At 65.8% G+C, this 26,345-nt stretch carries 26 protein-coding genes and 6 tRNA genes; 24 read left to right on the top strand and 8 right to left on the bottom strand.

Going from position 1 to position 26,345, the window contains the following annotated elements:
* Positions 1-10: 10 nt before the first annotated feature.
* Genes WDB71_RS04380 through hemA form a run of 5 tightly spaced genes read right to left on the bottom strand, consistent with a single transcriptional unit; the run spans position 11 to position 4,422 of the window.
* The gene (locus tag WDB71_RS04380) at positions 11-811 is read right to left on the bottom strand and encodes a tetratricopeptide repeat protein (protein WP_341503420.1); all 801 of its coding nucleotides are present in this window, start codon (positions 809-811) and stop codon (positions 11-13) included.
* On the bottom strand, positions 811-1,197 hold the full coding sequence (locus tag WDB71_RS04375; RefSeq protein WP_341503419.1) for a SirB2 family protein: 387 nt from the start codon (positions 1,195-1,197) through the stop codon (positions 811-813). Before WDB71_RS04375 ends, WDB71_RS04380 begins: the two co-directional genes overlap by 1 nt.
* Before the next feature lie 53 nt (positions 1,198-1,250).
* Complete coding sequence (prmC, locus tag WDB71_RS04370) at positions 1,251-2,084, bottom strand: peptide chain release factor N(5)-glutamine methyltransferase (RefSeq protein ID WP_341503418.1); 834 nt, start codon at positions 2,082-2,084, stop codon at positions 1,251-1,253.
* The gene (gene prfA, locus WDB71_RS04365; RefSeq protein WP_341503417.1) at positions 2,081-3,166 is read right to left on the bottom strand and encodes a peptide chain release factor 1; all 1,086 of its coding nucleotides are present in this window, start codon (positions 3,164-3,166) and stop codon (positions 2,081-2,083) included. Before prfA ends, prmC begins: the two co-directional genes overlap by 4 nt.
* Positions 3,163-4,422 carry a glutamyl-tRNA reductase gene (hemA, locus tag WDB71_RS04360; RefSeq protein WP_341503416.1) on the bottom strand — a complete coding sequence of 420 codons (1,260 nt, stop codon included), beginning with the start codon at positions 4,420-4,422 and terminating at the stop codon, positions 3,163-3,165. The genes prfA and hemA overlap by 4 nt, the downstream gene beginning before the upstream one ends.
* Positions 4,423-4,543: 121 nt before the next feature.
* On the opposite strand from hemA, the gene lolB reads away from it, so the two are divergent.
* Genes lolB through WDB71_RS04345 form a run of 3 tightly spaced genes read left to right on the top strand, consistent with a single transcriptional unit; the run spans position 4,544 to position 6,928 of the window.
* Positions 4,544-5,098 carry a lipoprotein insertase outer membrane protein LolB gene (gene lolB, locus WDB71_RS04355; protein WP_341503415.1) on the top strand — a complete coding sequence of 185 codons (555 nt, stop codon included), beginning with the start codon at positions 4,544-4,546 and terminating at the stop codon, positions 5,096-5,098.
* Complete coding sequence (gene ispE, locus WDB71_RS04350) at positions 5,083-5,958, top strand: 4-(cytidine 5'-diphospho)-2-C-methyl-D-erythritol kinase (RefSeq protein WP_341503414.1); 876 nt, start codon at positions 5,083-5,085, stop codon at positions 5,956-5,958. The genes lolB and ispE overlap by 16 nt, the downstream gene beginning before the upstream one ends.
* 25 nt (positions 5,959-5,983) lie before the next feature.
* Positions 5,984-6,928 (top strand): ribose-phosphate pyrophosphokinase, encoded by a 945-nt coding sequence (locus WDB71_RS04345; protein ID WP_341503413.1) that lies wholly within the window; start codon positions 5,984-5,986, stop codon positions 6,926-6,928.
* Positions 6,929-6,972: 44 nt separating this feature from the next.
* Here WDB71_RS04345 and WDB71_RS04340 read toward each other — a convergent pair whose 3' ends face one another.
* Positions 6,973-8,121: an MFS transporter gene (locus tag WDB71_RS04340; RefSeq protein ID WP_341503412.1), complete on the bottom strand. Its 1,149-nt coding sequence runs from the start codon at positions 8,119-8,121 to the stop codon at positions 6,973-6,975.
* Positions 8,122-8,254: 133 nt separating this feature from the next.
* On the opposite strand from WDB71_RS04340, the gene WDB71_RS04335 reads away from it, so the two are divergent.
* Genes WDB71_RS04335 through WDB71_RS04320 form a run of 4 tightly spaced genes read left to right on the top strand, consistent with a single transcriptional unit; the run spans position 8,255 to position 13,851 of the window.
* Positions 8,255-9,883 (top strand): IucA/IucC family protein, encoded by a 1,629-nt coding sequence (locus tag WDB71_RS04335; protein ID WP_341503411.1) that lies wholly within the window; start codon positions 8,255-8,257, stop codon positions 9,881-9,883.
* Entirely contained in the window at positions 9,876-10,799 is a 924-nt protein-coding gene (locus WDB71_RS04330; RefSeq protein WP_341503410.1) for a GNAT family N-acetyltransferase, read from the top strand. The genes WDB71_RS04335 and WDB71_RS04330 overlap by 8 nt, the downstream gene beginning before the upstream one ends.
* Positions 10,796-12,556: an IucA/IucC family protein gene (locus WDB71_RS04325; protein ID WP_341503409.1), complete on the top strand. Its 1,761-nt coding sequence runs from the start codon at positions 10,796-10,798 to the stop codon at positions 12,554-12,556. Before WDB71_RS04330 ends, WDB71_RS04325 begins: the two co-directional genes overlap by 4 nt.
* Entirely contained in the window at positions 12,553-13,851 is a 1,299-nt protein-coding gene (locus WDB71_RS04320) for a SidA/IucD/PvdA family monooxygenase (RefSeq protein WP_341503407.1), read from the top strand. The genes WDB71_RS04325 and WDB71_RS04320 overlap by 4 nt, the downstream gene beginning before the upstream one ends.
* Positions 13,852-13,899: 48 nt before the next feature.
* Here the strand turns inward: WDB71_RS04320 and WDB71_RS04315 are convergent, their stop codons facing one another.
* On the bottom strand, positions 13,900-14,274 hold the full coding sequence (locus tag WDB71_RS04315; RefSeq protein WP_341503406.1) for a PH domain-containing protein: 375 nt from the start codon (positions 14,272-14,274) through the stop codon (positions 13,900-13,902).
* 59 nt (positions 14,275-14,333) lie between these two features.
* Between WDB71_RS04315 and WDB71_RS04310 the strand changes: the two genes are divergently transcribed.
* From WDB71_RS04310 to WDB71_RS04265, 10 genes are all read left to right on the top strand, one after another.
* On the top strand, positions 14,334-14,693 hold the full coding sequence (locus WDB71_RS04310) for a VOC family protein (protein WP_341503405.1): 360 nt from the start codon (positions 14,334-14,336) through the stop codon (positions 14,691-14,693).
* A 137-nt stretch (positions 14,694-14,830) separates the two neighbouring features.
* Positions 14,831-15,442: a 50S ribosomal protein L25/general stress protein Ctc gene (locus tag WDB71_RS04305; protein WP_341503404.1), complete on the top strand. Its 612-nt coding sequence runs from the start codon at positions 14,831-14,833 to the stop codon at positions 15,440-15,442.
* Between the two features lie 3 nt (positions 15,443-15,445).
* A complete protein-coding gene (pth, locus tag WDB71_RS04300; protein WP_341503403.1) occupies positions 15,446-16,030 on the top strand; it encodes an aminoacyl-tRNA hydrolase in 585 nt (194 codons plus the stop codon).
* An 18-nt stretch (positions 16,031-16,048) separates the two neighbouring features.
* Positions 16,049-17,140, top strand: coding sequence for a redox-regulated ATPase YchF (gene ychF / locus WDB71_RS04295; protein WP_341503402.1), 1,092 nt, complete (start codon positions 16,049-16,051; stop codon positions 17,138-17,140).
* A gap of 134 nt (positions 17,141-17,274) precedes the next feature.
* A tRNA-Met gene (locus tag WDB71_RS04290) sits at positions 17,275-17,351 on the top strand.
* Between the two features lie 5 nt (positions 17,352-17,356).
* Positions 17,357-17,441 (top strand) — tRNA-Leu (locus WDB71_RS04285).
* 4 nt (positions 17,442-17,445) lie between these two features.
* A tRNA-Gln gene (locus WDB71_RS04280) sits at positions 17,446-17,520 on the top strand.
* A 314-nt stretch (positions 17,521-17,834) separates the two neighbouring features.
* Positions 17,835-17,911 (top strand) — tRNA-Met (locus WDB71_RS04275).
* A gap of 7 nt (positions 17,912-17,918) precedes the next feature.
* Positions 17,919-17,993, top strand: a tRNA-Gln gene (locus tag WDB71_RS04270).
* A 139-nt stretch (positions 17,994-18,132) separates the two neighbouring features.
* Positions 18,133-18,207 (top strand) — tRNA-Gln (locus WDB71_RS04265).
* Between the two features lie 87 nt (positions 18,208-18,294).
* Here the strand turns inward: WDB71_RS04265 and WDB71_RS04260 are convergent.
* A complete protein-coding gene (locus WDB71_RS04260) occupies positions 18,295-19,488 on the bottom strand; it encodes an FAD-dependent oxidoreductase (RefSeq protein ID WP_341503401.1) in 1,194 nt (397 codons plus the stop codon).
* A gap of 148 nt (positions 19,489-19,636) precedes the next feature.
* Between WDB71_RS04260 and WDB71_RS04255 the strand changes: the two genes are divergently transcribed.
* From WDB71_RS04255 to lnt, 7 genes are all read left to right on the top strand, one after another.
* On the top strand, positions 19,637-19,990 hold the full coding sequence (locus tag WDB71_RS04255) for a DUF3718 domain-containing protein (protein WP_341503400.1): 354 nt from the start codon (positions 19,637-19,639) through the stop codon (positions 19,988-19,990).
* 91 nt (positions 19,991-20,081) lie between these two features.
* A complete protein-coding gene (locus WDB71_RS04250; protein WP_341503399.1) occupies positions 20,082-20,933 on the top strand; it encodes a DMT family transporter in 852 nt (283 codons plus the stop codon).
* 63 nt (positions 20,934-20,996) lie between these two features.
* Positions 20,997-22,445, top strand: a complete 1,449-nt coding sequence (miaB, locus tag WDB71_RS04245) for a tRNA (N6-isopentenyl adenosine(37)-C2)-methylthiotransferase MiaB (RefSeq protein ID WP_341503398.1) — start codon at positions 20,997-20,999, stop codon at positions 22,443-22,445.
* 9 nt (positions 22,446-22,454) lie between these two features.
* The gene (locus WDB71_RS04240; protein ID WP_341503397.1) at positions 22,455-23,510 is read left to right on the top strand and encodes a PhoH family protein; all 1,056 of its coding nucleotides are present in this window, start codon (positions 22,455-22,457) and stop codon (positions 23,508-23,510) included.
* Positions 23,507-23,971, top strand: coding sequence for an rRNA maturation RNase YbeY (ybeY, locus tag WDB71_RS04235; protein WP_341503396.1), 465 nt, complete (start codon positions 23,507-23,509; stop codon positions 23,969-23,971). The genes WDB71_RS04240 and ybeY overlap by 4 nt, the downstream gene beginning before the upstream one ends.
* Positions 23,972-23,989: 18 nt before the next feature.
* Positions 23,990-24,859, top strand: a complete 870-nt coding sequence (corC, locus tag WDB71_RS04230) for a CNNM family magnesium/cobalt transport protein CorC (RefSeq protein WP_341503395.1) — start codon at positions 23,990-23,992, stop codon at positions 24,857-24,859.
* The gene (lnt, locus tag WDB71_RS04225; RefSeq protein WP_341503394.1) at positions 24,856-26,343 is read left to right on the top strand and encodes an apolipoprotein N-acyltransferase; all 1,488 of its coding nucleotides are present in this window, start codon (positions 24,856-24,858) and stop codon (positions 26,341-26,343) included. The genes corC and lnt overlap by 4 nt, the downstream gene beginning before the upstream one ends.
* The last annotated feature ends 2 nt before the right edge of the window (positions 26,344-26,345 follow it).

Below are 26,345 nucleotides of genomic sequence, written 5' to 3'. Positions count from 1 at the left end.
GTTATGTTCTTCAATGCAGGGTTGGGGCAATGTCGTCCATGGCCGCCAGCTTGCGCCTGAGCAGCTCGCAGGCCGGATCGTCCGGACATTGCTCCACGAAATGGTTGAGATCGCTGGCCGCCGGCTCCAGGCAGTCCAGCTCGTAGAGCACATAGCCGCGGTCGCGGATCAGGTAAGGGTCGCCGGGCTTCAGCTCCACCAAGGCCTGGGCCACCTTGGCCGCCTCGAACAGCAGGCCGTCGCGCACCAGGGCGCCCTTGAGGGCACTGCACAGCCGCACCAGGAGTTCGTTGTCGTCCAGGGCCTGCAGGTGCTTGTCCTGAAGGCGTTTCCAGTTGCCCTTGGTGCCGCGCAGGCGCAGTTCCAGCTCCGCCAGGGGGTGCCAACGGCCCTCATGGGGATCCAGGAAGGCGCCTTGCTTCAGCGGCGAACGCAACACCAGGAAACGCGGAAAGTTGATGGCCTTCAGCGGCACCTCGGCCCCCTCGGCCAGGTACAGCAGGATCATGCCCAGGGCGGTGGCGCCGCCGCGGCGCTCGCGGATCACCTGGGTCAGCAGGCAGCCCTCGGCGGTGAAATGGCTCTCGTCGCCGGCAAAGGCCAGCTCGCCGTAGAAGAAGTCCAGCAGCCCCTCAAGGCGCGCCTGGGCCTCCAGGCCCTCCAGGCGCAGGATCAGCCGATCCCGCCATTCCAACAGCCTGGCCTCGAAGGCGCGCACGTCGGCATTGGCCAGCTCGCCGGCCAGGTGCAGGGCGGTGATGACCGGCTTGGAGCGGCCATCCAGCCTCAGCCTGAGGGCGCTGGACAGCATCAGGCCACCACCAGCGGGGTCTTGGAGATGGCCAGCTTGGCGTTATAGACGATCCAGCCCAGGGCGCCGGCCACGGCGAAACTGCGCATCAGCAGCGATCGGCTGTTCTGCAGGGCCACCACGCCCAGCACCACGTAGGCCAGCAGGCCGAGCAGCTTCTCGGTGACCCAGGGGCTCATGAAGGGGAACTGGTTGATGACGAAGCAGAGGCCGAAGGCGCTGACCAGCAGCAGGGCGTCGTTGGCGCGGGGCACCAGCGTCAGCCACTTGCTCTGGCGCCAGTCGCGGCCGCGCCAATCGAGGATGAAACGGTACACCAGCAGCAGGGCGCTGGCGGCGATGGCCAGGCTGTGCAGGCCTTTCAGGGGCAGGTAAAGGCTTTCCATGGATCTCGGCTACTTTGCATAGAAAGCCGCCATTTTACCATGAAAAGCCGCGCTTAGGCAGGCCAGAGTCCCAGGCTGATGCGCTCGTTCTGGCCCAGATCCCGCACCGTCTCCACGGCCTGGAATCCCCGGTCCAGCAGCAGCTCTCGGACCGCCCTGCCCTGGTCGTAGCCGTGCTCCAGCATCAGGTAACCGCCCGCTTCCAGGTAGTTGGGCGCATCCATGATGATATGGCGCAGGTCCGCCAGGCCCTGCTCGGCGGCGGTCAGGGCCGACTTCGGCTCGAAGCGCACGTCGCCCTGGTCCAGGTGCGGATCGGCGGGGTCTATGTAGGGGGGGTTGGAGACGATAAGGCCGAAGCGCTCGCCGGCCACGGGTTCGAACCAGGAGCCGGTGCGCACCTCGACCCGGCCCGGCACCAGGCGCTCGGCATTGCGCCTGGCCAGGGCCGCGGCCTCGGCCACGAAATCCACCGCCAGCCAGCGCCAGGCCGGCCTGTGGTGGGCCAGGGCGATGGCGATGGCGCCGCTGCCGGTGCCGAGATCCAGGGCCTTGATCGGCGTCTGGGGCAGGCGCTCCAGGGCCGCCTCCACCAGGGTCTCGGTGTCGGGACGGGGGATCAGGGTATGGGCGTTGACCTCGAAGGCCAGGCCGAAGAACTCCCGCTCGCCAAGGATGTGGGCCACCGGCTCGCCCAGGACGCGCCGTTCCACCCAGGCCCTGAAGCAGGCCTCCTGCTCCGGGCCGAGGGGCTGCTCGCCGAAGGCCAGCAGCTGGGCGCGGCTACAGCCTGTGGCGGCCATCAGCAGCACCTGGGCATCCACGGCCGGCGACTCGCCGCCGACAAGCCTGGCCCTGGCCCAACCCAGGGCCTCTTCCCGGGTCATGCCTGGCCCTGGGCCAGGGCCGCCAGCAGATCGGCCTGGTGTTCCTGGATGATGGGGCCTACCAGCAGATCCAGGCTGCCGTTCATCACCTCGTCCAGGCGGTACAGGGTCAGGTTGATGCGGTGATCGGTGACCCGGCCCTGGGGGAAGTTGTAGGTACGGATGCGCTCGGAGCGGTCGCCTGAGCCCACCAGGGAGCGGCGGGTGGCCTCTTCTTCCAGGCGGCGCTTCTCGTCCTCCATGGCCTGGATGCGCGAGGCCAGCACCGACATGGCCTTGGCCTTGTTCTTGTGCTGGGAGCGCTCTTCCTGGCATTCCACCACCACCCCGGTGGGGATATGGGTGATGCGCACGGCCGAATCGGTCCTGTTGACGTGCTGGCCGCCGGCGCCGCTAGCCCTAAAGGTGTCGATGCGCAGGTCACCGGCATTGATGTCGATGGCCTCGGCCTCGGGCACCTCGGGCATCACCGCCACGGTGCAGGCGGAGGTGTGGATACGGCCCTGGGACTCGGTTTCGGGCACCCGCTGCACCCGGTGGCCGCCGGACTCGAACTTCATGCGGCCGTAGACGCCCTCCCCGGCCACCCGGGCTATGACTTCCTTGAAGCCGCCGTGCTCGCCCTCGTTGGCACTGACCATCTCCACCCGCCAGCCCTGGGTTTCGGCATAGCGGCTGTAGAGGCGGAACAGATCGCCGGCGAAGATGGCGGCCTCGTCACCGCCGGCGCCGGCGCGGATCTCCAGGTAGATGTTGTTGTCGTCCTTGGGATCCTTGGGCAGCAGCAGGATCTGCAGCTCGTGCTGCAAGGTCTCCATCTGCCCCTTGGCCTCGGCCAGCTCTTCCTGGGCCATCTCCTTCATCTCGGGGTCGTCGAGCATCTCCTGGGCGGCGGCCAGATCGTCCTGGGCCTGGCGGTAGCGGCCGAAGCACTGGCTGACTTCCTCGAGCTGGGAAAACTCCCGGGACAGGGCCTGGAAGCGCTTCTGATCGCTGATCACCTCGGGTTCGGACAGCAAGGCCTGCACTTCCTCGAAGCGCTCCTGCAAGGATTCCAGTTTGGCGAGAATGGACGGGTTCATTGAGGGTCCTGTTCATCCAGTCCCAGCACGGTCTCGATACCGGCCAGGCGGGCAATGTCGCCCTTTTCCCCGGCCGCCTTGAGGGCACGGGTGGGGGCGTGAATGAGTCTGTTGGTGAGCTGGCTGGCCAGGCGGTTCATCACCTGGGCCGGATCGGCGCCGGCCTCCAGCTGGGCCTGGGCCTTGTGCAGCAGCTCGTCCTTGATGGTGTCGGCCTGGCTGCGGTAGCGGCGGATGGAATCCACCGCCGACAGCGACTGCAGCCAGCTCTTGAAGTCGTCGACCCGCGCCAGCACGATGCGCTCGGCCTCTTCGGCGGCGGCCTGACGCCTGGAGCGGTTCTCTTCGATGATGTCCTGGAGGTCGTCCACCGTGTAGAGGAAGGCGTCGTTGAGCTCGGCCACCTCCCCTTCGATGTCGCGGGGCACGGCCAAGTCCACCAGGAACATGGGCTTGTGGCGGCGCTTCTTGAGGGCCCGCTCCACCATGCCCTTGCCGATGATGGGCAGCGGACTGGCGGTGGAGCCGATGACGATGTCGGCCTCCCAGAGCCGGTCGGTGACCGACTCCAGGGTCAGGGCCTCGCCATGGAAGTCCTTGGCCAGGGCCTCGGCCCGGGCCAGGGTACGGTTGGCCACCATCAGGTCGTGGGCGCCCTGCTCATTGAGGTGCCGGGCCACCAGCTCGATGGTCTCGCCGGCGCCGATCAGCAGCACCTTGGTGTCGCTGAGGGAGGGGAAGATGTGCTTGGCCAGGGACACGGCGGCGAAGGCCACCGACACGGCGCTGGCGCCGATCTCGGTCTCGGTTCGCACCTGCTTGGCAACGTTGAAGCCGTGCTGGAACAGCCGCTCCAGCACTTGGGACACCACCCCGGCCCGGCGGGCCTGGCTGAAGGCCTGCTTGATCTGGCCGAGGATCTGCGGCTCGCCCAGCACCAGGGAGTCCAGGCCGCAGGCCACCCGCAGCAGGTGGCGGATCGCCTCGTCTTCCTCGTGCACATAGAGATGGTTGGCCAGCTCCAGGTCGTCCAGCTGGTGGAACTCGGCCAGCCACTGGCGCACCTGGGCCGGCGACTGGGCCCGGCAGTAGATCTCGGTCCTGTTGCAGGTGGACAGCAACACCACTTCCTCTACCCCGGCCTTGGCGGGCATTTCCGCCAGGGCCCGGGGCAGGGCCTCGGGTCCAAAGGCGACCTTTTCGCGCAGCTCGACGGGCGCGGTCTTGTGGTTGATGCCAACGGCCAATAACGTCATGGATTCAGTGGGAAGAGTCTCTTCAATCGGGCGTGGGCAATTCTACGCAAAAGCTGGGGTCTTTGAAACCTGGGCCAGATCAAGCTTGGGTTTGGAAAAGCCCCGCCGTTATACTGCGGCCATGAAAAAGACACTCCTGCTGCTGCCGGCCCTGCTGCTGACCGCCTGCGTCGGCCACCAGCCCGCCCAGTGGCCCAAGCCCGGCGAGCCCCTGACGTCCTACGAGGCCAGGGGCAAGGTGGCGTTGATCTCCCCCGAAGGGCGCGACAGCGCCAACCTGCTGTGGCAGAACCGCCAGCAGCAATACCGCCTGACCCTGACCAGCTTCATCGGCACCCATGTGCTGACCCTCAAGGGCCAGCCCAACCAGGTCAGCCTGGAGACCGGCGACGGCACCTTCGAGGACACCGACGCCGAGTACCTGCTCTATCGCCTCACCGGCTGGCAGCTGCCGGTGGAGGATCTCCCCCACTGGCTGCAGGGCCAGCCCGGCGACACCGGCATCATCACCGAATGGGACGAGCAGCGCCGGCCCAGGGTGCTGGCCGGCGGCGGCTGGCGATTGCGCTACCAGCGCTGGCAACAGCTCGGTGGCCGCTGGCTGCCGGCACGGCTGGAGCTGGTTCACGAGCAACTGAAGATCAAACTGCAGATCAACCAATGGCAACCCCTCTGATCCTGCCGGCACCGGCAAAGCTGAACCTCTTCCTGCACATCAACGGCCGGCGTGCCGACGGTTACCACGAGCTCCAGACCCTGTTCCAGTTCCTCGACCATGGCGACGAACTGGCCTTCACCGCCCGTGACGACGGCGCCATCCGCCTGCTCGGCCCCTGCGAAGGCGTGGCCCACGACGACAACCTGATCGTCCGCGCCGCCCGGGCCCTGCAGCAGGCCAGCGGCACATCCCTTGGTGCCGACATTGCCCTGACCAAGCGCCTGCCCATGGGCGGCGGCCTGGGCGGCGGCTCCTCCGACGCCGCCACCACCCTGGTGGGCCTCAACAGGCTCTGGGGCACCGGCCTTGGCGAAGACGCCCTGGCCGAGCTGGGCCTGGCCCTTGGCGCCGACGTGCCGGTGTTCGTGCGCGGCCGCGCCGCCTTTGCCGAAGGGGTAGGTGAAAGGCTGACCCCGGTTGCCCCCGCCGAGCCCTGGTACCTGGTGGTCAGGCCGCCGGTGGAGGTGAACACCGGCGTCGTCTTCAATGCCCCCGAGCTCACCCGGGACACCCCGAAAATGCCCTTTGCAGCGATCCCGGTAGAAAAATGGAAAAACGATTGCGAAGCCACGGTTTTTCTACGTTACCCCCTTATTGAAAAGGTCTTTGGCTGGTTGCTAGAATACGCGCCGGCAAGAATGACGGGGACCGGCAGCTGCGTCTTTGCACGCTTCGATTCCCAGGACAGCGCCAACCAGGTTCTGGCCCTGCTGCCCGAAAAGTGGCAAGGCTTTGTTGCCAAAGGGGTTAATCTTTCCCCCCTCCATGAGCGACTGAACCGACGCACTGCAGGACCGGGCCAGCCCGGTCAAAATTGAAACCCCAAGCCCCCGAGGTTCCACCGTGCCTGACATCAAGCTTTTCGCTGGTAATGCGACCCCCGAACTGGCCCAGAAGATTGCCGAACGTCTCTACATTCCCCTGGGTGATGCCGAAGTCGGTCGTTTCAGCGACGGCGAAATCAGCGTTCAGATCAACGATCACGTCCGTGGCCTGGATGTCTTCATCATTCAATCCACCTGCGCCCCCACCAACGACAACCTGATGGAGCTGGTGGTCATGGTCGATGCCCTGCGCCGCGCCTCCGCCGGCCGCATCACCGCCGTGATCCCCTACTTCGGCTACGCCCGCCAGGACCGCCGCGTACGCTCCGCCCGGGTGCCGATCACCGCCAAGGTGATCGCCGACTTCCTGTCCAACGTGGGCGTGGATCGGGTGCTGACCGTGGATCTGCACGCCGAGCAGATCCAGGGCTTCTTCGACGTACCTGTGGACAACGTCTTCGGTACCCCTGTGCTGCTGGAGCACATGCAGGAGCAGAACTTCGAGAAGCCGGTGGTGGTTTCCCCGGACATCGGCGGCGTGGTCCGTGCCCGCGCCGTGGCCAAGCTGCTGGACGACACCGATCTGGCCATCATCGACAAGCGCCGTCCCCGTGCCAACGAGGCCCAGGTCATGCACATCATCGGTGACGTGGAAGGCCGCGACTGCATCATCGTCGACGACATGATCGACACCGGCGGTACCCTGTGCAAGGCCGCCGAGGCCCTGAAGAAGCACGGCGCCAAGCGCGTCTTCGCCTACGCCACCCACCCGGTGTTCTCCGGCAAGGCGCCCCAGAACATCGCCGAATCCAGCATCGACCAGGTGATCATCACCGACACCATCCCGCTCAGCGAAGACATGCGCAGCTGCGGCAAGGTCACCCAGCTGACCCTGTCCGGCATGCTGGCCGAGGCCATCCGCCGCGTCAGCAACGAAGAGTCCATCTCCGCCATGTTCGAATAAGTCGAGCCGGTATCAAAAAAGGCCGCCCCCAGGGGCGGCCTTTTTTATGCCGGCGCCGGCTCGGTCCGCCGCTCCAGGGCCCATTGCCACAGCAGCAGGCCGGCCAGCAGCGGCCCCAGCCAGGCCAGGCCGGCCAGCGGCCAGCTGCCGGCCGCAAGCAACCTTCCCCCCAGCACCATGCCCAGGCCATAGCCCAGGGTATGCAGGCTGGACAGGCGCCCCGCCACCAGTCCCTGGGCCCCGGGCCAACGCTCCCTGAGCCTGGCCCCGTACCAGGGCGTGGCCAGGGCCAGGCCGGCGGCCAGCAGCAGCACCCCCGCCAGCAGCCAGCCTCCGGCCATGGCCAGGCCCCCCAGGCCCAGCAGGCCCCACCAGGTTGCCAGCAGCCAGCCGGGCCGCTCCGTCAATCTGGGCAGCACCAGCAACCCCGCCAGCATCGCCGCCAGGGCCGCCGCCGCCAGGTAGCGCCCCATCAGCGCCGAGGCCATGGCCGCGGACAGGCCGTGACGCTCCTGCAGCAGCGGTCCCAGGCTGAACTGCACCAGGCCCAGGGCCGTGGTGATCAGGCCGGCCAGCAGGTAGCTGGGCAGGGCCGGGCCCCAGGGCGCCACGCCGTCTCCCTCGTGTCGCGCCACCGGCCTGTGCTGCCGCTCCCTTTGCAACTGCAGCAGCAACCACAGCGACAACGCCAGCAACAGCAGCAGGGCCGCCGGCGGCCACCACCAGGCCAGGGCCGCGACCAGGGCCGGTCCCAGCAGCCGGCCCAGCTGGCCGACGGCACTGAGCCTGGCCAGGGCGGTGCGCCACTGGTGGCTTTCGAGTCCCCTCAGGCTCAGCCACTGGGCGGCCGGGAAGACCCCGGCCATGAACAGGCTGTGCAGCAGCCGCGACAGCAGCAGCAATGCCACCAGCACCGGGCTGGCGGCCGGGAACCACAAGGCCGCCAGCAGCAGCGCCAGGGCCAGGGTGACGCCACCAAAGCTGAGCAGCAGCCCCGTGCCGCCACCACGCAGGTCCACCAGCCGCCCCCACCAGGGCGCCGCCAGCATCATCAGCCACAGGCCCGCCCCCAGCAGCCAGGACCAGAGTTCGGCGGACAGGCCGCTGCGGGCGATCAACCAGGGCAAACAGGCCAGCAGCGTCGACTGGGCCAGGCCGGTGGCCAACACCGCCAGGGCGGGCAGACTAGGCACATTTTTCATTGAATAACAATGATTCGCATTTGATAATGATTCTCAGGAGCATTAAGGTACCACAAAATTTCACAGGGAGTAGCCCCGGATGGCGCTTCATCAACACGCCTCTTTAAACTGTTTTTTCAATGCCTTGCTGCGAGAATTCCCGATCGGCGAACGGGCCGGCGGCGCCTTTGTCATCGAAGCGAACGGTCAGCGGCTGCGGCTGCCGGTGCGGCATTTTTCCAGCTGCGGCCGCCACCAGTTCGCTGACCAGCTGACCCTGGACGGCAGGCCCGCCAGCTTCGACGAGGCCCTGGACTGGCTGGCCCGGCACCCGGCCCTGCTGGCGGTGGCCGGCGAGGACGGCACCCAGGCCCTGGTGGCCAGGGTGCGGCAATCCGGCGCCAACCTGGCCACCAGCCTGGCCGGCGCCGATCTGGACAGGCTCTTTGGCGAGCCGCTGTCCTTCATCGAGGCGGAATCGGCCCTGCTGGTGGGCCATTCCATCCATCCCTGCCCCAAGGCCAGGGACGGCTTCAGCGACGACGACGCCCTGGCCTTTGCCCCGGAGTTCGGCAACGATTTCCCCCTGCACTGGTACCTGGTCGACCGGGGCCACCTCTTCGTCAGCGCCCCGGCTGGCGTCGACGCCGACGCCCTGACCGCCGAGGTGCTGGGCGAGCATCCCTGGTCGTCCCTGGTGGACCAGCAGCACGCCCTGCTCCCCTGCCACCCCTTCCAGCATCGCGCCTGGCAGCATGATCCGGCCCTGGCGCCACTGCTGGCGGACGGCCGCCTCAGGCACCTGGGCCAGGGCGAGCGCGGCTGGCGGGCCACCTCCTCGGTGCGGGCCCTGCACCACGGCCACAAGCCCTGGATGCTCAAGTTTTCCCTGAGCGTGCGCCTCACCAATTCCCTGCGTCACCTCCAGCCCGAGGAGATGGTGCGGGGCGCCGAGCTGTGCCGGGTGCTGGCCAGCCCGCCGGTGCAGGCCTTCCTGGACGGCCACCGCCAGTTCAACATCCTGGCCGAACCCCTGGGCCTGGGCGTCTGCGCCAAGCCCGGCCAGGTGCTGCCCCAGACCATGGTGCTGTGGCGGGACAACCCCTTCAGGAACGGCGCCGATGCCCATACCGAGGTGCTGGCCACCCTGCTCCAGGACCAGCCCGGCACCCAGCTGTCCCGGCTGGCCCTGCGCCTGCGCCGCCACGGCGATCCCCGGGCCGCCGCCGAACGCTGGTTCCGGGACTACCTGCACTGCACCGTCGGTCCGCTGCTGACGGCCCAGGCCGAATACGGCCTGCTGTTCGGCGCCCACCAGCAGAACATCGTGCTGGCCCTGGACAACGACTTCCCGGTGCGCTGCCACTTCCGGGACTGCCAGGGCACCGGCTACAGCCAGCTGGCCAAGAGGCTGTACGGGCCCCATGTACCGGGCTTTGCCGAGCACAGCGCCAACCTCATCGACGACGAGATGGGCATCAAACTGATGTGCTACTACCTGGTGGTCAACGCCAGCTTCAACGTCATTTCCTCCCTGGCCGCCGCCGATCTGGGCAGCGAAGGCCACTACCTGGAGCTTATGGCCGACTTCCTGGCGAGCCTGGCCGCAAGCAAGCCGGCCGACGGCCGGGTCTTCGATTACCTGCTCGGCAGCGACAGGCTCTGGGCCAAGGGCAATTTCCACTGCGCCCTGGGCCGCATCAACGAGAACACCATGGCCGATCCCCTGGCCCTCTATCACCCCCTGGACAACCCCCTGAAACGTCATGACTGAATCACCGCAATCATTGCTGCTGCCCTGGGCTGGGCAGCACTGGCCCGTCAGGCACCAGTGGCAGGAGCGCTGCCTGGTGCTGCTGGATTGGCCCCTGCCCGAGCAGGCGCCGCCGCTGGCCGTCCTGGACAGGCTCTTTGCCGCCAGCGGTGCCGAGGCCATCGCCCTGGACACCGCCCTGGCCGGCGCCCTGGTGCCGCTACACCTGCTGCAGCGCCAGGGCAGCCACCATCGGCTCACCAGGGCCGCCTTCTACCAGCTGCGCGAGCCCTGGCTGGCTCCCGAGCTGCTGGCCATCATGCCCCAGGAGCCCACCGAAGCCGGCCATCCCCGGCGCCCCGGCGATCCCGGCGGCGTCCATTACCGCCGCTTCATCCCGGAGCTGGGCGAGACCCTCGGCTTCCGCCTGGTGGACATCAAGGAGGACGGCGCGCGTTTCCACCGCTGGCAGAACGATCCCAGGGTCGCCCGGTTCTGGGAATACCCCTGGAGCCGGCAGGCCCTGGACCAATATCTGGCCGAGCGCCTGGCCGACCGCCACTGCACGCCGCTGATCGGCTGCTTCGACGACCGGCCCTTCGGCTACTTCGAGTGTTATTACGTGGCCGAGGACAGGCTGGCCCCCCATTGCCAGCACGGCCCCTTCGATCAGGGCCTGCACTGCCTGGTGGGCGAGGCCGGGCTGCTGGGGCGCCGCCGCACCCTGGCCTGGCTGAACGGCCTCAGTCACTACCTGTTCCTGCGCGAGCCCCGCAGCCAGCAGCTGTTTGGCGAGCCCAGGGCGGACAACGTCGCCATGCGCAAGTACGTGACCATGACCGCCTGGGAAGATCTCGGCGAGTTCGATTTCCCCCACAAGCGGGCGGCGCTGCTGCGCTGCAGCCGTGACGATTTCTTCAAGGAGACGCTGCTGTGAAGCCGGAATATATAGAGGCCAGCCGGCAGATGCTGGCCAGGGCCATCGCCGAGGCCGCCTTCGAACAGAGCCTGGCGCCCAGGCACCTGGGCGACGGCCGCTACCGCCTCGAACTGGGCGAGGCACGCTACGACTTCCGGGCCAGGGCCGGCGCCTGGCAATGGCTGTGGATAGAGGAAGACAGCCTGGTGCGAAACGGCGAACCAGGCTGGTCGGTGCCCGAGTTCCTCTGCGACGCCAGGGAAGCCCTGGGCCTCAGCGACATCGTGCTTGGCAACCTCATCGACGAGGTGCAGCGCAGCCTCCAGGGCGCCCTGTTGCAGCGGCGGCGACTGGCCGGCTACCCGGCCCGGGAGCTGGCCGGCCTGAGCGGCCCCCGGCTGCAGGGGCTGCTGGACGGCCACCCCAAGTTCATCGCCAACCGTGGCCGCCTGGGCTGGGGCCTGGACGAGCTTGAGCGCTACGCGCCCGAGGCCGGCCGCCCCTTCCGGCTGCGCTGGCTGGCGGTGGCCCCGGAGCTGTGCAACCAGGGCAAGAGCCCGGACCTGGATTGGCCGGCGCTCTGGGCCCAGAGCCTGGGCCGCCAGGCCCTGGACACATTGCTCGGCACCCTGGCCGGCCAGGGCAAGGGCCATTACCTGCTACTGCCCGTGCACCCCTGGCAATGGCAGCACTGCCTGATCTTCGCCTATGGCGACTGGCTGGCCGACGGCCGCCTGCTGGATCTGGGCGAGCACGGCGCCCGCTACCGGCCCCAGCTGTCCATCCGCACCCTGAGCCATGATCGGGATCCGGGGGCCTGCGATCTCAAGCTGGCCCTGACCATACTCAACACCAGCTGCTACCGGGGCATCCCCGGCAAGCACATCGGCTGCGGCGCCGCACTCTCCGACTGGCTGGCGTCCCTGGCGGGCATGGATCCCGAGCTGCACGGGCTGATCGTGCAGCGGGAGCTGGCCGGCCTGCATTGTCCCCAGCCGGATCAGGCCCGCCTTCCCGGCACCCCGTACCGCTACAACGAGATGCTGGGCACGGTCTGGCGGGAAAGCCTGGAGGCCGAGCTGGGCGAGGGCGAACAGAGTCGGCTGCTGGCCGCCTTCATGCAGCGGGATCTCGACGGCAACAGCCTGATCGCCGAGCATATCCGCCGCTCCGGGCTGACCGCCGAGGCCTGGCTGGAGCGCCTGTTCGAGGTGGCGACGGTGCCCCTGTACCACCTGATGTGCCGCTACGGCGTCGGCCTGGTGGCCCATGGCCAAAACCTGGCGGTGATCCTCAAGGATCACGTGCCGGTGCGGGCCGCCATCAAGGACTTCCACGGCGATCTGCGGCTCTGGTCCGGCGCCCTGGGCCCGGACGACGCCGCCGTTTCGCCCTGCGCCGCCAGCCTGGCCGGCCTGCCGGACAGCGTCCTGCCCCAGCTGACCCAGCTGCCGGCGGCCTACCTGGTGCATGACCTCATCACCGGCCACATGGTCACCACCCTGCGCTTCATCTCGCCGCTGCTGGAGCGGGAGCTGGGCTTCACCGAAGCCGACTTCTACGCCCTGCTGGCCAGGGTGCTGCGCCGCTACCAGGCCCGGCAGCCGGCGCTGGCCGAACGCTTCAAAGCCTTCGACCTCTTTACGCCGACCCTGGCGCGCATCTGCCTGAACAAGGTCCGCTACCGCATCGGCTATGACGACAGCGCCGAGCGTCCCCTGCCGGCACTCGGCACGCCCCTACCCAACCCGTTAGTCAATGGAGACATGCAATGACGGCTTCACTGGATCTCGCCGGGATCGGCGTTGGCCCCTTCAACCTCAGCATCGCCGCCCTGCTGGCCAGCAAGCACACCGGCCTCGAGGCCCGTTTCTTCGACGCCAAGGCCGGTTTCGACTGGCACCCGGGCATGCTGCTGCCCGGGGTGCGGCTGCAGACCTCCTACCTCAAGGATCTGGTCACCGGTGTAGCGCCCACCAGCCCCTACAGCTTCCTCAACTACCTGGTCAGCCAGAAGCGCTTCTACCAGTTCCTGTCCGCCGAGCTGCCGGCCATCAGCCGCTTCGAGTACGGCCAATACCTGGCCTGGGCGGCAAGCCGGCTGGACAGCCTGCACTTCGACAGCGCCGTGGCGGCGGTGGACTTCAGTGGTGCTAGCTTCGAGCTGCACTTCAAGGACGGCCGCGCGCCCGTGCTGGCCAACAACCTCTGCCTGGGTAGCGGCAAACCGCCCCAGGTGCCGGACTGCGCCAGGGCGCACCTGGGCGACGACTGTTTCCACGCCATCAATATCGCCAGGCGCGACTTCAGCGCCGAAGGCCGCAAGGTGCTGGTGGTGGGCGGCGGCCAGTCCGGCGCCGAAGTGGTGCAGGCCCTGCTCGACAGCCACTGGGGCCGGCCCGCCAGCGTCTGCTGGCTGTCCCGCCGCGCCAACTTCGAGCCCCTGGACGAGGCGCCCTTCACCAACGAGTACTTCACCCCCCAGTACCTGGACGCCTTCTTCGATCTGCCCGGCGCCACCAAGCGCCGCATCGTCGACGAACAGAAGCTGGCCTCGGACGGCATCTCCCCGGACACCCTCAAGGCCCTCTACCAACGGCTCTACGAGGGCCATGTGCGCGGCGATCTGCCCAGGGTGGAGCTGATGCCGGGCCGCACCCTGACGACCTTGAGCCGGGACGGTGGCTTCCAAGTCGGTTACCGCAACAAGCTGGACGGCCGGCACGGCCAGCGCCAGGCCGATCTGGTGATCCTGGCCACCGGCTTCGGCCAGCAGCTGCCGGCCTACCTGGCGCCCATCAGGGACAGGCTGGCCCTGGACGACCAGGGCCAGCTGCAACTGGAGCGGGATTTCCGGGTACGCTGGCAGGGCCCGGACAGCAACCGCATCTTTGCCGTCAATGCCGGCCGCTACAGCCTCGGCATCGCCGAACCCCAGATGAGCCTGATGTGCTGGCGCTCTGCCACCATCATCAATGCCCTGGCCGGCCGCACCCTGTTCGACACCGACCAGGCCCTGAGCCTGATCCACTGGCGGGAGCCGCAGACCGCCTTGGCCATGGCCGTCTGAATAAGAAAAGCCGCCCTAAGGCGGCTTTTTACTGGCGGGTGGCTTCGTTCACAGCAGGTGGCTGGACAGCACCTGGTACAGTTCGCGGATATCGGTGCCGCGGGCGATCTCCTTCTTGATGGGCTCGGGCTCGGAGCCGACCCAGAGGCGGATCTCCGCGTCCATGTCGAAGTGGCCGGCAGTCTCGAAGCTGTACTTGGTGATCTTGCCGTAGGGGATGGACAGCATCTCCATCTTCTTGCCGGTCAGGCCCTGCTTGTCCACCAGCACCAGGCGCTTGTTGGTGAACACGAACAGGTCGCGAATGAGCTGGAAGGCCTTGTCCACCTGCTCACCCTCCACCAGCACCGGGCCGAACAGCTCGTCAAGCCTGTCGCCGTCCACCTCGCTGCCGTGGCCCATCAGGCCGCTGAAAAGTCCCATCTGTCGCCATCCTTATCTATATAGTGGTAACGCCTCGAGACTAACACAGGAGTCAGACCATGAGTCACGCCCTCGTATGGATGGATATCCCGGTGCAGGATCTGGACAGGGCCATCGCCTTCTACCAGCAGGTGCTGGACAGGCCGGTGGCCAAGGAAAGCTTCGACGGCGGCGCCCTCGGTGTGGTGCGCCACGGCGACGACGAGGTGGCCTTCTGCCTGGTGCACAACGGCCATGCCGCCAACGTCTCCGGCCCCCTGCCCTACCTCAATGTGGACGGCCGCCTGGACGAGGCCGTCGCCCAGGTGGAGCGGCTGGGCGGCAAGGTGCTGGAAGAGCGGCATGCCCTGGGCCCCTTCGGCTGGCGCGCCATCATCCGCGACAGCGAAGGCAACCGCCTGGCCCTGCACAGCAACTAGCCGCTTAAGCGGTTGTCGCCGCCGCTGGTGATTTGCTAGACTATCGCGCCGCTTGTCGGGCTTGGTGCCCGGCTTGCCGGTAGTCGGTTGCTTGGTCGCGGGCAGCCGGCTCAGACAAATCTACTTGGAGTAATACCATGTCTTACACTTTTGATGCTGAAATCCGTACCGACCTGGGGAAAGGTGCGAGCCGCCGCCTGCGTCGCGAGGACAAGATCCCGGCCATCCTGTACGGTGCCGGTAAAGACCCCGTTTCCCTGACCCTGGATCACAAGAAGATCATCGTTGCTCAGGAAGACGAAGGTTTCTACACCCACATCCTGACCCTGAACATCGGCGGCGAGAAGGTCGAAGCTCTGGTCAAGGACATGCAGCGTCACCCCTTCAAGCCGAAGGTGACCCACATCGACTTCCTGCGTGTTGACGCTTCCCAGAAGCTGCACACCAAGGTTCCGGTTCACTTCATCAACGAAGAAGTGATCGCCAAGCAGGGCAACGTTGTTGCTCACCAGGCCACCGAAGTGGAAATCACCTGTCTGCCCAAGGACCTGCCCGAGTTCATCGAGGTTAACGTTGCAGACCTGGAAGTAGGTCAGACCCTGCACCTGTCCGACCTGAAGGTGCCGGCCGGTGTTTCCCTGGTCGAACTGACCAAGGGTGAAGACCACGACCAAGCCGTTGTGACCATCAACGCTTCCAAGGTAGCTGTCGAAGCCGCCGAAGGCGAAGGTGAAGAAGCGGCTGAGTAAAGCGTGAGCGATATTCAACTGCTGGTGGGCCTGGGTAATCCAGGCCCCGATTATTCTGCGACCCGTCATAACGCCGGCGTCTGGTTCATCGAGAACCTGGCCCGTCGCCACCACCAAAGCCTCTCCCTGGAAAGCAAATTCTTCGGCCACACCGCCCGGATCACCATCCACGGCAAGGACGTGCGTCTGCTGGTGCCCAACACCTTCATGAACCTGTCCGGCAAGGCCATCGCCGCCATGGCGAATTTCTTCCGAATTCCTCCCGAGAGCGTACTGGTGGCCCATGACGAGCTCGACCTGCCCCCAGGGGTAGCCCGCTTCAAGCAGGGCGGCGGCCACGGCGGCCACAACGGCCTCAAGGACACCATCGCCAAGCTGGGCAACAACAAGAATTTCCACCGGTTGCGCATCGGCATCGGCCATCCGGGCGACCGCAACAAGGTGACCGGCTTTGTCCTGGGCAAGGCCCCCAAAGCCGAACAAGACAAAATCGACGCCGCCATCGACGAAGCCCTCAACGCCACCGAGCTGCTTTTCGATGCCGGCATGACCAAAGCCATGAACCGTCTGCACGCCTTCAAGGCGTGAGACCCGAGGACGCCTGACATGGGATTCAAATGCGGTATCGTCGGCCTGCCCAACGTGGGCAAGTCCACCCTCTTCAACGCCCTGACCAAGGCCGGTATCGAAGCGGCCAACTTCCCCTTCTGTACCATCGAGCCCAACACCGGCGTGGTACCGGTGCCGGATCTGCGCATGGACAAGCTGGCCGAGATCGTCAATCCCCAGCGCATCCTGCCCACCACCATGGAGTTCGTGGACATCGCCGGCCTGGTGGAAGGCGCCTCCAAGGGTGAGGGCCTTGGCAACAAGTTCCTGGCCAACATCCGCGAAACCGACGCCATCGCCCACGTGGTGCGTTGCTTCGACAACGACAACATCGTCCACGTGGCCGGCAAGGTCAGCCCGGCCGAAGATATCGACGTCATCAACACCGAGCTGGTGCTGTCCGACATGGAACAGGCCGAGCGCGCCCTGCAGCGGGTCGCCAAGCGTGCCAAGGGCGGCGACAAGGACGCCAAGGCCGAGCAGGCGGTGCTGGAGAAGATCCTGCCCCAGCTCCAGGACGGCAAGACCCTGCGCATGCTGGATCTGGACGCCGACGACAAGGCCGCCATGGGCTACCAGAACTACCTGACCGGCAAGCCCACCATGTACATCGCCAACGTCAATGAAGACGGCTTCGACAACAACCCCATGCTGGACGAAGTGCGCGCCATCGCCGCCACCGAGGGCGCCGTGGTGGTGCCGGTCTGCGCCGCCATCGAGTCCGAAATCGCCGAGCTGGACGACGACGAGAAGGCCGATTTCCTGGCCGAGCTGGGCCAGGATGAGCCGGGCCTGAACCGGGTGATCCGCGCCGGCTACGAGCTGCTTAACCTGCAGACCTACTTCACCGCCGGCGTCAAGGAAGTGCGCGCCTGGACCATCAAGATTGGCGATACCGCCCCCCAGGCCGCCGGCAAGATCCACACCGACTTCGAGAAGGGCTTCATCCGCGCCGAAGTGGTGGGCTACGACGACTACGTGACCAACAACGGTGAACAGGGTGCCAAGGAGGCCGGCAAGTGGCGCCTGGAAGGCAAGGACTACATCGTCAAGGACGGCGACGTGATCCACTTCCGCTTCAACGTCTGATCGCACCTTGAATGTGGGAAAACGGGGCTTCGGCCCCGTTTTTGTTTAAACAATGGGCAAACGCGCCGACGCGCCAATCTTAGCTATTGACGCTCCCCTCGGGGCTCGGCATAATTCGCGCCGTTCAATGACGTGGCTATGTAGCTCAGCTGGTTAGAGCACATCACTCATAATGATGGGGTCGCAGGTTCGAATCCCGCCATAGCCACCATGAACGCGGAAGTGGCGGAATTGGTAGACGCACCAGATTTAGGTTCTGGCGCCGCGAGGCGTGAGAGTTCAAGTCTCTCCTTCCGCACCATTGCTGGAGTATCGCCAAGCGGTAAGGCAGCGGGTTTTGATCCCGCCATTCCCAGGTTCGAATCCTGGTACTCCAGCCATTTTCGTCAATGCCGGTTGTCATGACGGGCATTCAGGTTGGAGATACGGGTTTTGCTCCCGGCACCTTGCCCAGGTCCGAATCCTGGTACTCCAGCCATTTTCGCTAATGCCGGTTGTCATGACGGGCATTCAGGTTGGAGATGCGGGTTTTGCTCCCGGCACCTTGCCCAGGTCCGAATCCTGGTACTCCAGCCATTACTTCCGGTGCTGGTTCTAGTAACGGGCACCATGCTGGCCAAAAGGCAAGCAGTCGAGCCGGCAGGCGGTTGACGAAGCTAATTGCTTTCACCATAATTGCCCGCTCAAAGAACATGGCTACGTAGCTCAGCTGGTTAGAGCACATCACTCATAATGATGGGGTCGCAGGTTCGAATCCCGCCGTAGCCACCATCTTTGCTGGAGTATCGCCAAGCGGTAAGGCAGCGGGTTTTGATCCCGCCATTCCCAGGTTCGAATCCTGGTACTCCAGCCATTATTTCGATGTTCTCGTTGCAGAACATCAGTGCTGAAAGTACGGGATTTTACCCCGGCACCTTGCCCAGGTCCGAATCCTAGTACTCCAGCCATTATTTAAAGGCTGGTTAATACAACAAGCCTCACAAAAGTTTCGTTGGAGTATCGCCAAGCGGTAAGGCAGCGGGTTTTGATCCCGCCATTCCCAGGTTCGAATCCTGGTACTCCAGCCATTATTCCCTGAACCCGCCTATGGCGGGTTTTTTATTGCCTTCCCCACAGGAAGGTACGAAAAAGCCGCCCCAAGGGCGGCTTTCTTGTTACAGCCCGGCGGCGTATTTCAGCACCCGCTTCTTGATGGGCTCGGCCATGTCCAGGCCACTCAACACCAGGCCCCGCAGCCTGGCCAAGGGCTGGCTGTCGTTGGAGAAACCCTTGTAGCAGGCATCCATGGCAGTCTGCATCAGCAGATTATCCGGGCGGCGGCGGCGCTGGTAACGCGCCAGCCCCCCATCCTGCCACCAGGCCTCGCCACGGCCGAAGGCGCCGCCCACTTCTTCGGCCAGCACCTGCGCATCCTTGAAGCCCAGGTTGACACCCTGGCCGGCCAGGGGATTGATGGTGTGGGCCGCGTCCCCCACCAGCACCACGCCGTTTTGGTGGTAGTGCTGGGCATGGCGCCGCACCAGGGGGAAGGCGCCGGCCTTGATCACCGTCACGGCTCCCAACCGCTCTGGGTAGCACTGGGCAATGGCCTGCGCCAGCCGGGCCGGCGTCATCTGCGCCAGTTCACGGATCCGCGCCGGGCTGTCGTACCAGGCCAGCACGGCCTGGTTGTCATAGAGCGGCAGGAAGGCCTTGGGCCCACTGGGCTGGAATTCCTGCCAGGTGGTGTCGGCATCACGGCCATCTGTCTTCACGGCCACCAGCAGGCAGTGCTGGCGATATTCCCAGCCGGTGAGGCCGATACCGGCCTGGCCACGCAACCAGGAGTTGGCCCCTTCTGCCGCCACCGCCAGCCTGGCCGTGATCTTGTCACCGCTGTCCAGCTCCAGCTGGACACCGCCCTCATGGTGAGCGAAGGCTACGGCCCTGCTGCCAAGATGGGTCTCGACGCTGTCCGGCAAGGCCTGCCACAGGGCCTGCTGCAACACCCGGTTCTCCACGAAGGCGCCGAGCTGTCCCAGGCCCAGCTCGGCAGCCTGGAACTGGCACTGGCCCCCCTGGCTCTGGCTCACCTCCAGGCGCCGGTAAGGCTGCACACGCGCTTTGGGGAGTGGGTCCCAGGCTCCCAGCTCGCTGAGGAAGCGGATGCTGCCCTGGCTGATGGCACTGACCCTGGGATCCAGCGCAGAGCCAGGTTCGACCCTGATCTCAGCGCTCGCCTCCACCAGCACCGTCCTCATGCCATGCCGGCTCAAGGCCAGCGCCGTGGCGGCACCGACCATGCCGCCACCCAGGATCACTATGTCCCTTTCCATGCAATCTGTCTCGCTGTCTTGCTTGGTCGCCATTGTACCCCTGAATGCTCCCGACCCAAGACCTGAAACATCTGCTTACATCTCGGAGGGATAATTACATTTGCGCAAGAAATGACCGGCTCGGGATACAGGTCTAATCGAGTGCCAACTAAGGCCACTCGTTCCGAGTGAGGAGGAAACCATGAACAAGAGAACCATCCTGCTGCCGGCCCTGGCATCTGCCGGATTGTTGATGATGGCCGCACCCAGCCAGGCCGCCATGGATCCCTATATCGAAGGCGCCTTGGTGCAGGTTTGCAAGGAGACCATGCAAAACGACAGGCTCGGCTTGTCCAGCACCATGCAGGAGTATCGACTGCGTTACCCCACAGTGGTTCAGAAGGTGGTCTGTAACGGCGAGGAAATCTACGACTTCGCCCAGATCCACGGCGCCGACAAGACAGCGGCCATGCTGCGCAAGAGAGGGCGCCTGGGTATCGTGACCATCAGGGACGTGGCCATGGCCGACAACGAAAAGTGGTATGTCAATTTCTAAGCAGTATTGACGTCAGTATTGCAGGGCCGCCAAGAGGCGGCCCTTTCTATGCTAGACTCCCGGCCCCTAGCCGTATTGGAATCGCCGTTTCATGTCCGATGTTGCCCGCGGCGCCCTGCTGCTGGCCCTGGCCGAGCTTTGCTTTGCCGCCGTCAGCGCCCTGGTCAAGGGGCTTGCCGACGACTTCTCCCAGCCGCAACTGGTGTTCTTCAGAAGCCTCTTGGCCACCTTGATGCTGCTGCCCTGGGCCTGGCGCCACCGCCAGGAGGTGGGCCGGCCCAGGCTGCTGCCGCTGCACCTGCTGAGGGCCATTGCCGGCATTGCCGCCATGTACGCCTTCTTCTATGCCATAGCCCACCTCAAGCTGGCCCAGGCGGTGCTGGTGCTGCTGGTGGCGCCCTTCTTCATGCCTGTGATAGCCCGGTTGTGGCTGGGGGAAGGCACCAGCCGCCTGTCCTGGCTGGCCATGGCCATCGGCTTCACCGGCGTCGCCCTTATTCTCAAGCCCTGGCAGGGCAGCTTGGAGCTGGTGCTGCTCATTGCCCTGGCCGCCGCCGTGCTGGTGGCCCTGACCAAGGTCACCATCCGCCGCCTGACCCGGGAGGAATCCCCCACCAAGGTGGTGTTCTACTTCAGCCTGCTGTCCACCCTGATCGCCCTGCTGCCCCTGCCCCTGCCCCTGGGTTGGCAGCCGGGCTCGCCCCTGGCCTGGGCAGGCATGCTTGCCATGGGTCTTTTGGCAGGCCTCGGCCAAATACTGATGACCCGCGCCTTCGCCCTGGCCAGCCCGGGGCGCATCGGCGCCCTGTCCTACCTGAGCGTGCTCTACGCCGCGGGCCTCGGCTGGCTGCTGTGGCAGGAAGGCCAGGATGCACTGTTCTGGCTCGGGGCCATACTGATCACCTGGGGCGGCCTCATCACCACCCGCCAGCGGCTATGGTGAGGCTCTGGTACTTGGGTTAGAATACGCGGTCATTTTCCGTCCCGAAGTAGTGGTAAGCGAGAGTTGGGCATGAAGTTGCACATCAAAACCTGGGGTTGCCAGATGAACGAGTACGATTCGTCCAAGATGGCGGATCTGCTGGGCAGCACCCATGGCATGACGGTCACAGAGGAGCCGGAACAGGCGGACGTATTGCTGCTGAACACCTGCTCCATCCGCGAGAAGGCCCAGGAAAAGGTCTTCCACCAGCTGGGCCGCTGGAAAATGCTCAAGGACAAGAATCCCGCTCTCGTGATCGGTGTCGGTGGCTGCGTGGCCTCCCAGGAAGGTGACGCCCTGCGCGAACGCGCCCCTTACGTGGACATCGTCTTCGGTCCCCAGACCCTGCATCGCCTGCCCGAGATGATCAACTCGGTGCGCGGCAACAAGAGCCCCATAGTGGACGTCTCCTTCCCGGAGATCGAAAAGTTCGACCGCCTGCCCGAGCCCAAGGCCGAAGGCCCCACCGCCTATGTCTCCATCATGGAAGGCTGCTCCAAGTACTGCTCCTTCTGCGTGGTGCCCTACACCCGCGGCGAGGAAGTGAGCCGCCCCCTGGACGACGTGCTCTATGAAATCGCCCAGCTGGCCGAGCAGGGCGTGCGCGAGGTCAACCTGCTGGGCCAGAACGTCAACGCCTACCGCGGCGAAACCCATGAAGGCGAGATTTGCTCCTTTGCCGAGCTGCTGCGCCTGGTGGCGGCCATCGACGGCATCGACCGCATCCGTTACACCACCAGCCACCCGGTGGAGTTCACCGACGACATCATCGAGGTCTATCGCGATACCCCCGAGGTGGTCAGTTTCCTGCACCTGCCGGTGCAAAGCGGCTCCGACCGCATCCTGACCCTGATGAAGCGGGGCCACACCGCCCTGGAATACAAGTCCCAGATCCGCCGCCTGCGCGAGGCCCGCCCGGACATCTGCATCAGCTCCGACTTCATCGTCGGCTTCCCCAACGAGTCCGACGAGGACTTCGAGCAGACCATGAAGCTGATCAGTGATGTGGCCTTCGACCAGAGCTTCAGCTTCATCTACTCCGCCCGCCCCGGCACCCCGGCCGCGGACGTGCCCGACGACGTCAGCGAAGACACCAAGAAGCAGCGCCTGTACATACTGCAGGAGCGCATCAACCAGCAGGCCATGCAGATCAGCCGCCGCATGCACGGCACGGTGCAGCGCATCCTGGTGGAAGGCCCCTCCAAGAAGAACCCCATGGAGCTGCGCGGCCGCACCGAGAACATGCGGGTAGTCAACTTCGAGGGCGACCACCGCCTGATCGGCACCTTCGTGGACGTGGAAATCACCGAGGTGCTGCCCCACTCCCTGCGCGGCACTGTGGTGCGTACCGAGCCACAAATGGGCCTGCGGGTGGCGGTGAATCCGGCCGAGCTGATGGCCCAGGTCAACGCCCGCCAGGCCGAGAGCCAGCCCGACGAGCTGGGCGTGGCCACCTTCAACCCCCAAGCCTAAGAGGACGCTTTGGCTAGCCAACTGATCACCACCCAAGTCCACCTGGAGCCGGCCGACCTGGACAGGCTGGCCGCGCTCTGTGGCCCCTTCGACGACAACCTCAAGCAGATCGAGCGCCGCCTGGGCGTGGAGATCAACTACAGGGACAACCTGTTCCAGGTCCTCGGCAAGCCCCTGGTGACCAAGGCGGTCACCGAGCTGCTCAAGTCCCTGTACGTGGAGACGGCGCCGGTCAAGGGCCAGGCCCCGGATCTGGATCCGGAGCAGGTGCACCTGGCCATCCAGGAGCTCAAGGTGCTGGACCAGGAAGGCGATCACCACAGCCTGGGCAAGGAGATCTTCGTCAAGACCAAGCGCGGCGTCATCAAGCCCCGCACCCCCAACCAGGGCCAGTACATCCACAACATCTTCCACCACGACATCAGCTTCGGGGTGGGCCCGGCCGGCACCGGCAAGACCTACCTGGCGGTGGCCTGCGCCGTGGACGCCCTGGAGCGCCAGGAGATCCGCCGCATCCTGCTGACCCGTCCCGCCGTGGAAGCGGGCGAGAAGCTGGGCTTTCTGCCCGGCGACCTCAGCCAGAAGGTGGACCCCTACCTGAGGCCCCTCTACGACGCCCTCTTTGAGATGCTGGGCTTCGAGAAGGTGGAGCGCCTCATCGAGCGCAACGTCATCGAAGTGGCGCCCCTGGCCTACATGCGCGGCCGCACCCTCAACGACGCCTTCGTGATCCTGGACGAGAGCCAGAACACCACGGTCGAGCAGATGAAGATGTTCCTGACCCGCATCGGCTTCAATTCCAAGGCGGTGATCACCGGTGACATCACCCAGGTGGATCTGCCCCGCAACGTCCGCTCCGGCCTGCGCCACGCCATCGAGGTGCTCAAGGACGTGGACGAGGTGTCCTTCAACTTCTTCCAGGCCGGCGACGTGGTCCGCCACCCCGTGGTGTCGCGGATCATCCAGGCCTACGAGGCCCACGAGGAATCCCAGACCAGGGCCAGGGACGCCGCCAAGGCCAAAAAGGAAGCCGAAAAGGCCGAACAGAAGGACGACAAGGCATGACCCTCTACCTGGATCTGCAACTGGCCACCGAGGCCTGCGACCTGCCCGACCAGGCCCAGCTGGAGACCTGGGTCACCGCCGCCCTGGCCGGCAGCGGCCGCGACGAGACGGAGCTCACCATCCGCCTTGTCGACGAGGAAGAGAGCCGTAGCCTCAACCACCAGTACCGCGGCAAGGACAAGCCCACCAATGTGCTGTCCTTCCCCTTCGAGGCACCGCCCGGCATCGAACTGCCGCTGCTGGGCGACCTGGTGATCTGCGCCCCCGTGGTGGCCCACGAGGCCGCCGAGCAGGGCAAGAGCCTGCAGGCCCACTGGGCCCATATGGTCATCCACGGCACCTTGCATTTGCTGGGGTATGACCATATAAAGGACGAGGATGCCGAGGTGATGGAAGCCCGTGAGAAAGCCCTGCTGGCGGAACTGGGTTACCCGGATCCCTACCGTATCCAAGATGTTTGACTGTTGGTCTAAGGGACAATGAGCGACGACAACCCCCACTCGAGCCAAGGCTCATCCAAGGGCTGGCTGGAAAAGCTGAGCCAGCTGTTCACCGATGAGCCGCAAAACCGCGAAGACCTCGCCGAGGTCATCCAGAACGCTTCAGAGCGCGAACTGATCGACGACCAGACCCGGGAGATGATCCAGGGCGTACTGGAGGTGGCCGACATGCGGGTGAGGGAGATCATGATCCCCCGCTCCCAGATCGTCGCCATCGACAAGAGCCAGAGCGTCGATGAATTCCTGCCCATCGTCATCGAATCCGCCCACTCCCGCTTCCCGGTCATCAACGAAGACAAGGATCACGTGGAAGGCATACTGCTGGCCAAGGATCTGCTCAAGTTCGGCTTCGGCCAGTCCGAGCAGCCCTTCGACATCGAGCAGGTGATGCGCCCGGCGGTGGTGGTCCCCGAATCCAAGCGGGTCGACGTGCTGCTCAAGGAGTTCCGCTCCGGCCGCTTCCACATGGCCATAGTGGTGGACGAATTCGGCGGCGTCTCCGGCCTGGTCACCATAGAGGACATCCTCGAGGAGATCGTCGGCGAGATCGAAGACGAATACGACGCCGAGGAAGAAACCGGCGACGATATCCGCCGCCTCACCTCCCGCAAATACAATGTGGCGGCCCTGACCCCCATCGACGACTTCAATGCCTTCTTCGGTACCAGCTACTCCGACGAGGAAGTAGATACCGTCGGCGGCCTGGTGCTGCACGCCTTCGGCCACTTGCCGGCCCGGGGCGAGGAAGTCAGCATAGGTGAATTCCACTTCAAGGTGACCCGCTCCGACAAGCGCCGCCTGCAGCAGCTGCAGGTGACCCTGCCCGGCGACGAAGACAACGGCGAATGACCCCCAAGGCCCTGACCTGGCCGGCCCTGCTGATGGCAGCGCTGGCCGGCGCCCTCAGCCACCTGGCCTTTGCCCCCTATCACCAGGCCTGGCTGCTGCTGCTGGCCCTGCCGCTGTGGCTGGCCACCCTGCAGGACAGGAGCCCGGGCCAGGGCGCGGCTCTGGGCTTTGCCTTCGGCATGGGCCTGTTCACCACCGGCATCAGCTGGGTGCATGTGTCCATGGCCCAGTTCGGTGGCCTGCCGCTCATTGCCAGCCTGGCGCTGATGGCGCTGCTGGCCGCCTACCTCAGCCTCTATCCGGCCCTGGTCGGCTACTGCCTCAACCGCTACTTCCCCGTCGCCAACGCCGCCCGCTACCTGCTGGCCCTGCCGGTGCTCTGGCTGCTGGCGGAATGGCTGCGGGGCCGGCTGCTGACCGGCTTCCCCTGGCTCAACCTCGGCACCAGCCAGCTCCATAGCCCCTTCGGCAACCTCATGCCCATCGGCGGCGAGGCCCTGGCCGGCCTGGCCCTGCTGCTTAGCACGGGCGCCCTGGCTCTGGCCTGGCAGCGCCGCCACTGGCGCTGGGCGATGCTGGCCCTGCTGCCCCTGGCCAGCGCCCTGCTGCCCCAGAGCTGGGTATCGGAAAGCGGCCAGAGCCGCACCGTGGCCCTGGTCCAGGGCAACATCAAGCAGAGCATCAAGTGGGATCCGGACAGCCTCTGGCCGACCCTGCTGCGCTACCAGGACCTCAGCCGCCCGCACATGGACGCCGACATCCTGCTCTGGCCGGAGGCGGCCGTGCCCTCCATCGAGCCCTTCGAGCAGGACTTCCTGCACCGCCTGGACGACAGCGCCGCCTTCCGCGGCACCAGCCTGATCACCGGCATCATCGACTACGATCAGCTCGGCAACCGCTACTACAACAGCGTCATCGTCCTCAATGGTGACTACCGGTACGGCGGTGCCAACCGCTACAACAAGCACCACCTGCTGCCCATAGGCGAGTTCGTGCCCTTTGGCGATCTGCTCAGGCCCCTGGCGCCCTTCTTCAACCTGCCCATGTCCGACTTCGACCGGGGCCCGGCCGACCAGGCCAACCTGCACCTGAGCGGCCTCAAGGCCGCCATGGCCATCTGCTACGAGGTGGCCTTCGGCGACGAGTGGCGGCGCAATGTCGGCCCGGACACCGACCTGTTGATGACGGTCTCCAACGACGCCTGGTTCGGCGACAGCATAGGCCCCTGGCAGCACCTGCAGATAGCCCAGGTCAGGGCCAGGGAGCTGGGCCGGCCCATGTTGAGGGCCACCAACGACGGCGTCACCGCCACCATAGGCCCGGACGGCCGGCTGCGGCGGCTGTTGCCCCGCTTCGTGCCGGCCGTGCTCACCGACGAGCTGCCCCTGGTGGAGGGCCAGACCCCCTACGCCCGCTTCGGCAGCCTCTGGCTGTGGACCCTGCTGCCGCTGTTGCTGCTGGCCTGGCGGCTGCGCCACCATTAAAA

The sequence above is a fragment of the Gallaecimonas sp. GXIMD4217 genome (genome assembly GCF_038087665.1).
Taxonomy (GTDB): domain Bacteria; phylum Pseudomonadota; class Gammaproteobacteria; order Enterobacterales; family Gallaecimonadaceae; genus Gallaecimonas.
The sequence above is the reverse complement of the archived record's forward strand: the minus strand, read 5'-3'. Positions and strand labels throughout refer to the sequence as shown.

Coding starts and splice junctions, on each gene's coding strand:
- hemA (WP_341503416.1), bottom strand. CDS start 4,422: ATGACGTTATTGGCCGTTGGCATCAACCACAAGACCGCGCCCGTCGAG.
- prmC (WP_341503418.1), bottom strand. CDS start 2,084: ATGACCCGGGAAGAGGCCCTGGGTTGGGCCAGGGCCAGGCTTGTCGGC.
- WDB71_RS04330 (WP_341503410.1), top strand. CDS start 9,876: ATGACTGAATCACCGCAATCATTGCTGCTGCCCTGGGCTGGGCAGCAC.
- ychF (WP_341503402.1), top strand. CDS start 16,049: ATGGGATTCAAATGCGGTATCGTCGGCCTGCCCAACGTGGGCAAGTCC.
- lolB (WP_341503415.1), top strand. CDS start 4,544: ATGAAAAAGACACTCCTGCTGCTGCCGGCCCTGCTGCTGACCGCCTGC.
- prfA (WP_341503417.1), bottom strand. CDS start 3,166: ATGAACCCGTCCATTCTCGCCAAACTGGAATCCTTGCAGGAGCGCTTC.
- WDB71_RS04320 (WP_341503407.1), top strand. CDS start 12,553: ATGACGGCTTCACTGGATCTCGCCGGGATCGGCGTTGGCCCCTTCAAC.
- WDB71_RS04310 (WP_341503405.1), top strand. CDS start 14,334: ATGAGTCACGCCCTCGTATGGATGGATATCCCGGTGCAGGATCTGGAC.
- WDB71_RS04380 (WP_341503420.1), bottom strand. CDS start 811: ATGCTGTCCAGCGCCCTCAGGCTGAGGCTGGATGGCCGCTCCAAGCCG.
- WDB71_RS04315 (WP_341503406.1), bottom strand. CDS start 14,274: ATGGGACTTTTCAGCGGCCTGATGGGCCACGGCAGCGAGGTGGACGGC.
- corC (WP_341503395.1), top strand. CDS start 23,990: ATGAGCGACGACAACCCCCACTCGAGCCAAGGCTCATCCAAGGGCTGG.
- ispE (WP_341503414.1), top strand. CDS start 5,083: ATGGCAACCCCTCTGATCCTGCCGGCACCGGCAAAGCTGAACCTCTTC.
- WDB71_RS04375 (WP_341503419.1), bottom strand. CDS start 1,197: ATGGAAAGCCTTTACCTGCCCCTGAAAGGCCTGCACAGCCTGGCCATC.
- WDB71_RS04260 (WP_341503401.1), bottom strand. CDS start 19,488: ATGGCGACCAAGCAAGACAGCGAGACAGATTGCATGGAAAGGGACATA.
- WDB71_RS04255 (WP_341503400.1), top strand. CDS start 19,637: ATGAACAAGAGAACCATCCTGCTGCCGGCCCTGGCATCTGCCGGATTG.
- ybeY (WP_341503396.1), top strand. CDS start 23,507: ATGACCCTCTACCTGGATCTGCAACTGGCCACCGAGGCCTGCGACCTG.
- WDB71_RS04305 (WP_341503404.1), top strand. CDS start 14,831: ATGTCTTACACTTTTGATGCTGAAATCCGTACCGACCTGGGGAAAGGT.
- WDB71_RS04250 (WP_341503399.1), top strand. CDS start 20,082: ATGTCCGATGTTGCCCGCGGCGCCCTGCTGCTGGCCCTGGCCGAGCTT.
- lnt (WP_341503394.1), top strand. CDS start 24,856: ATGACCCCCAAGGCCCTGACCTGGCCGGCCCTGCTGATGGCAGCGCTG.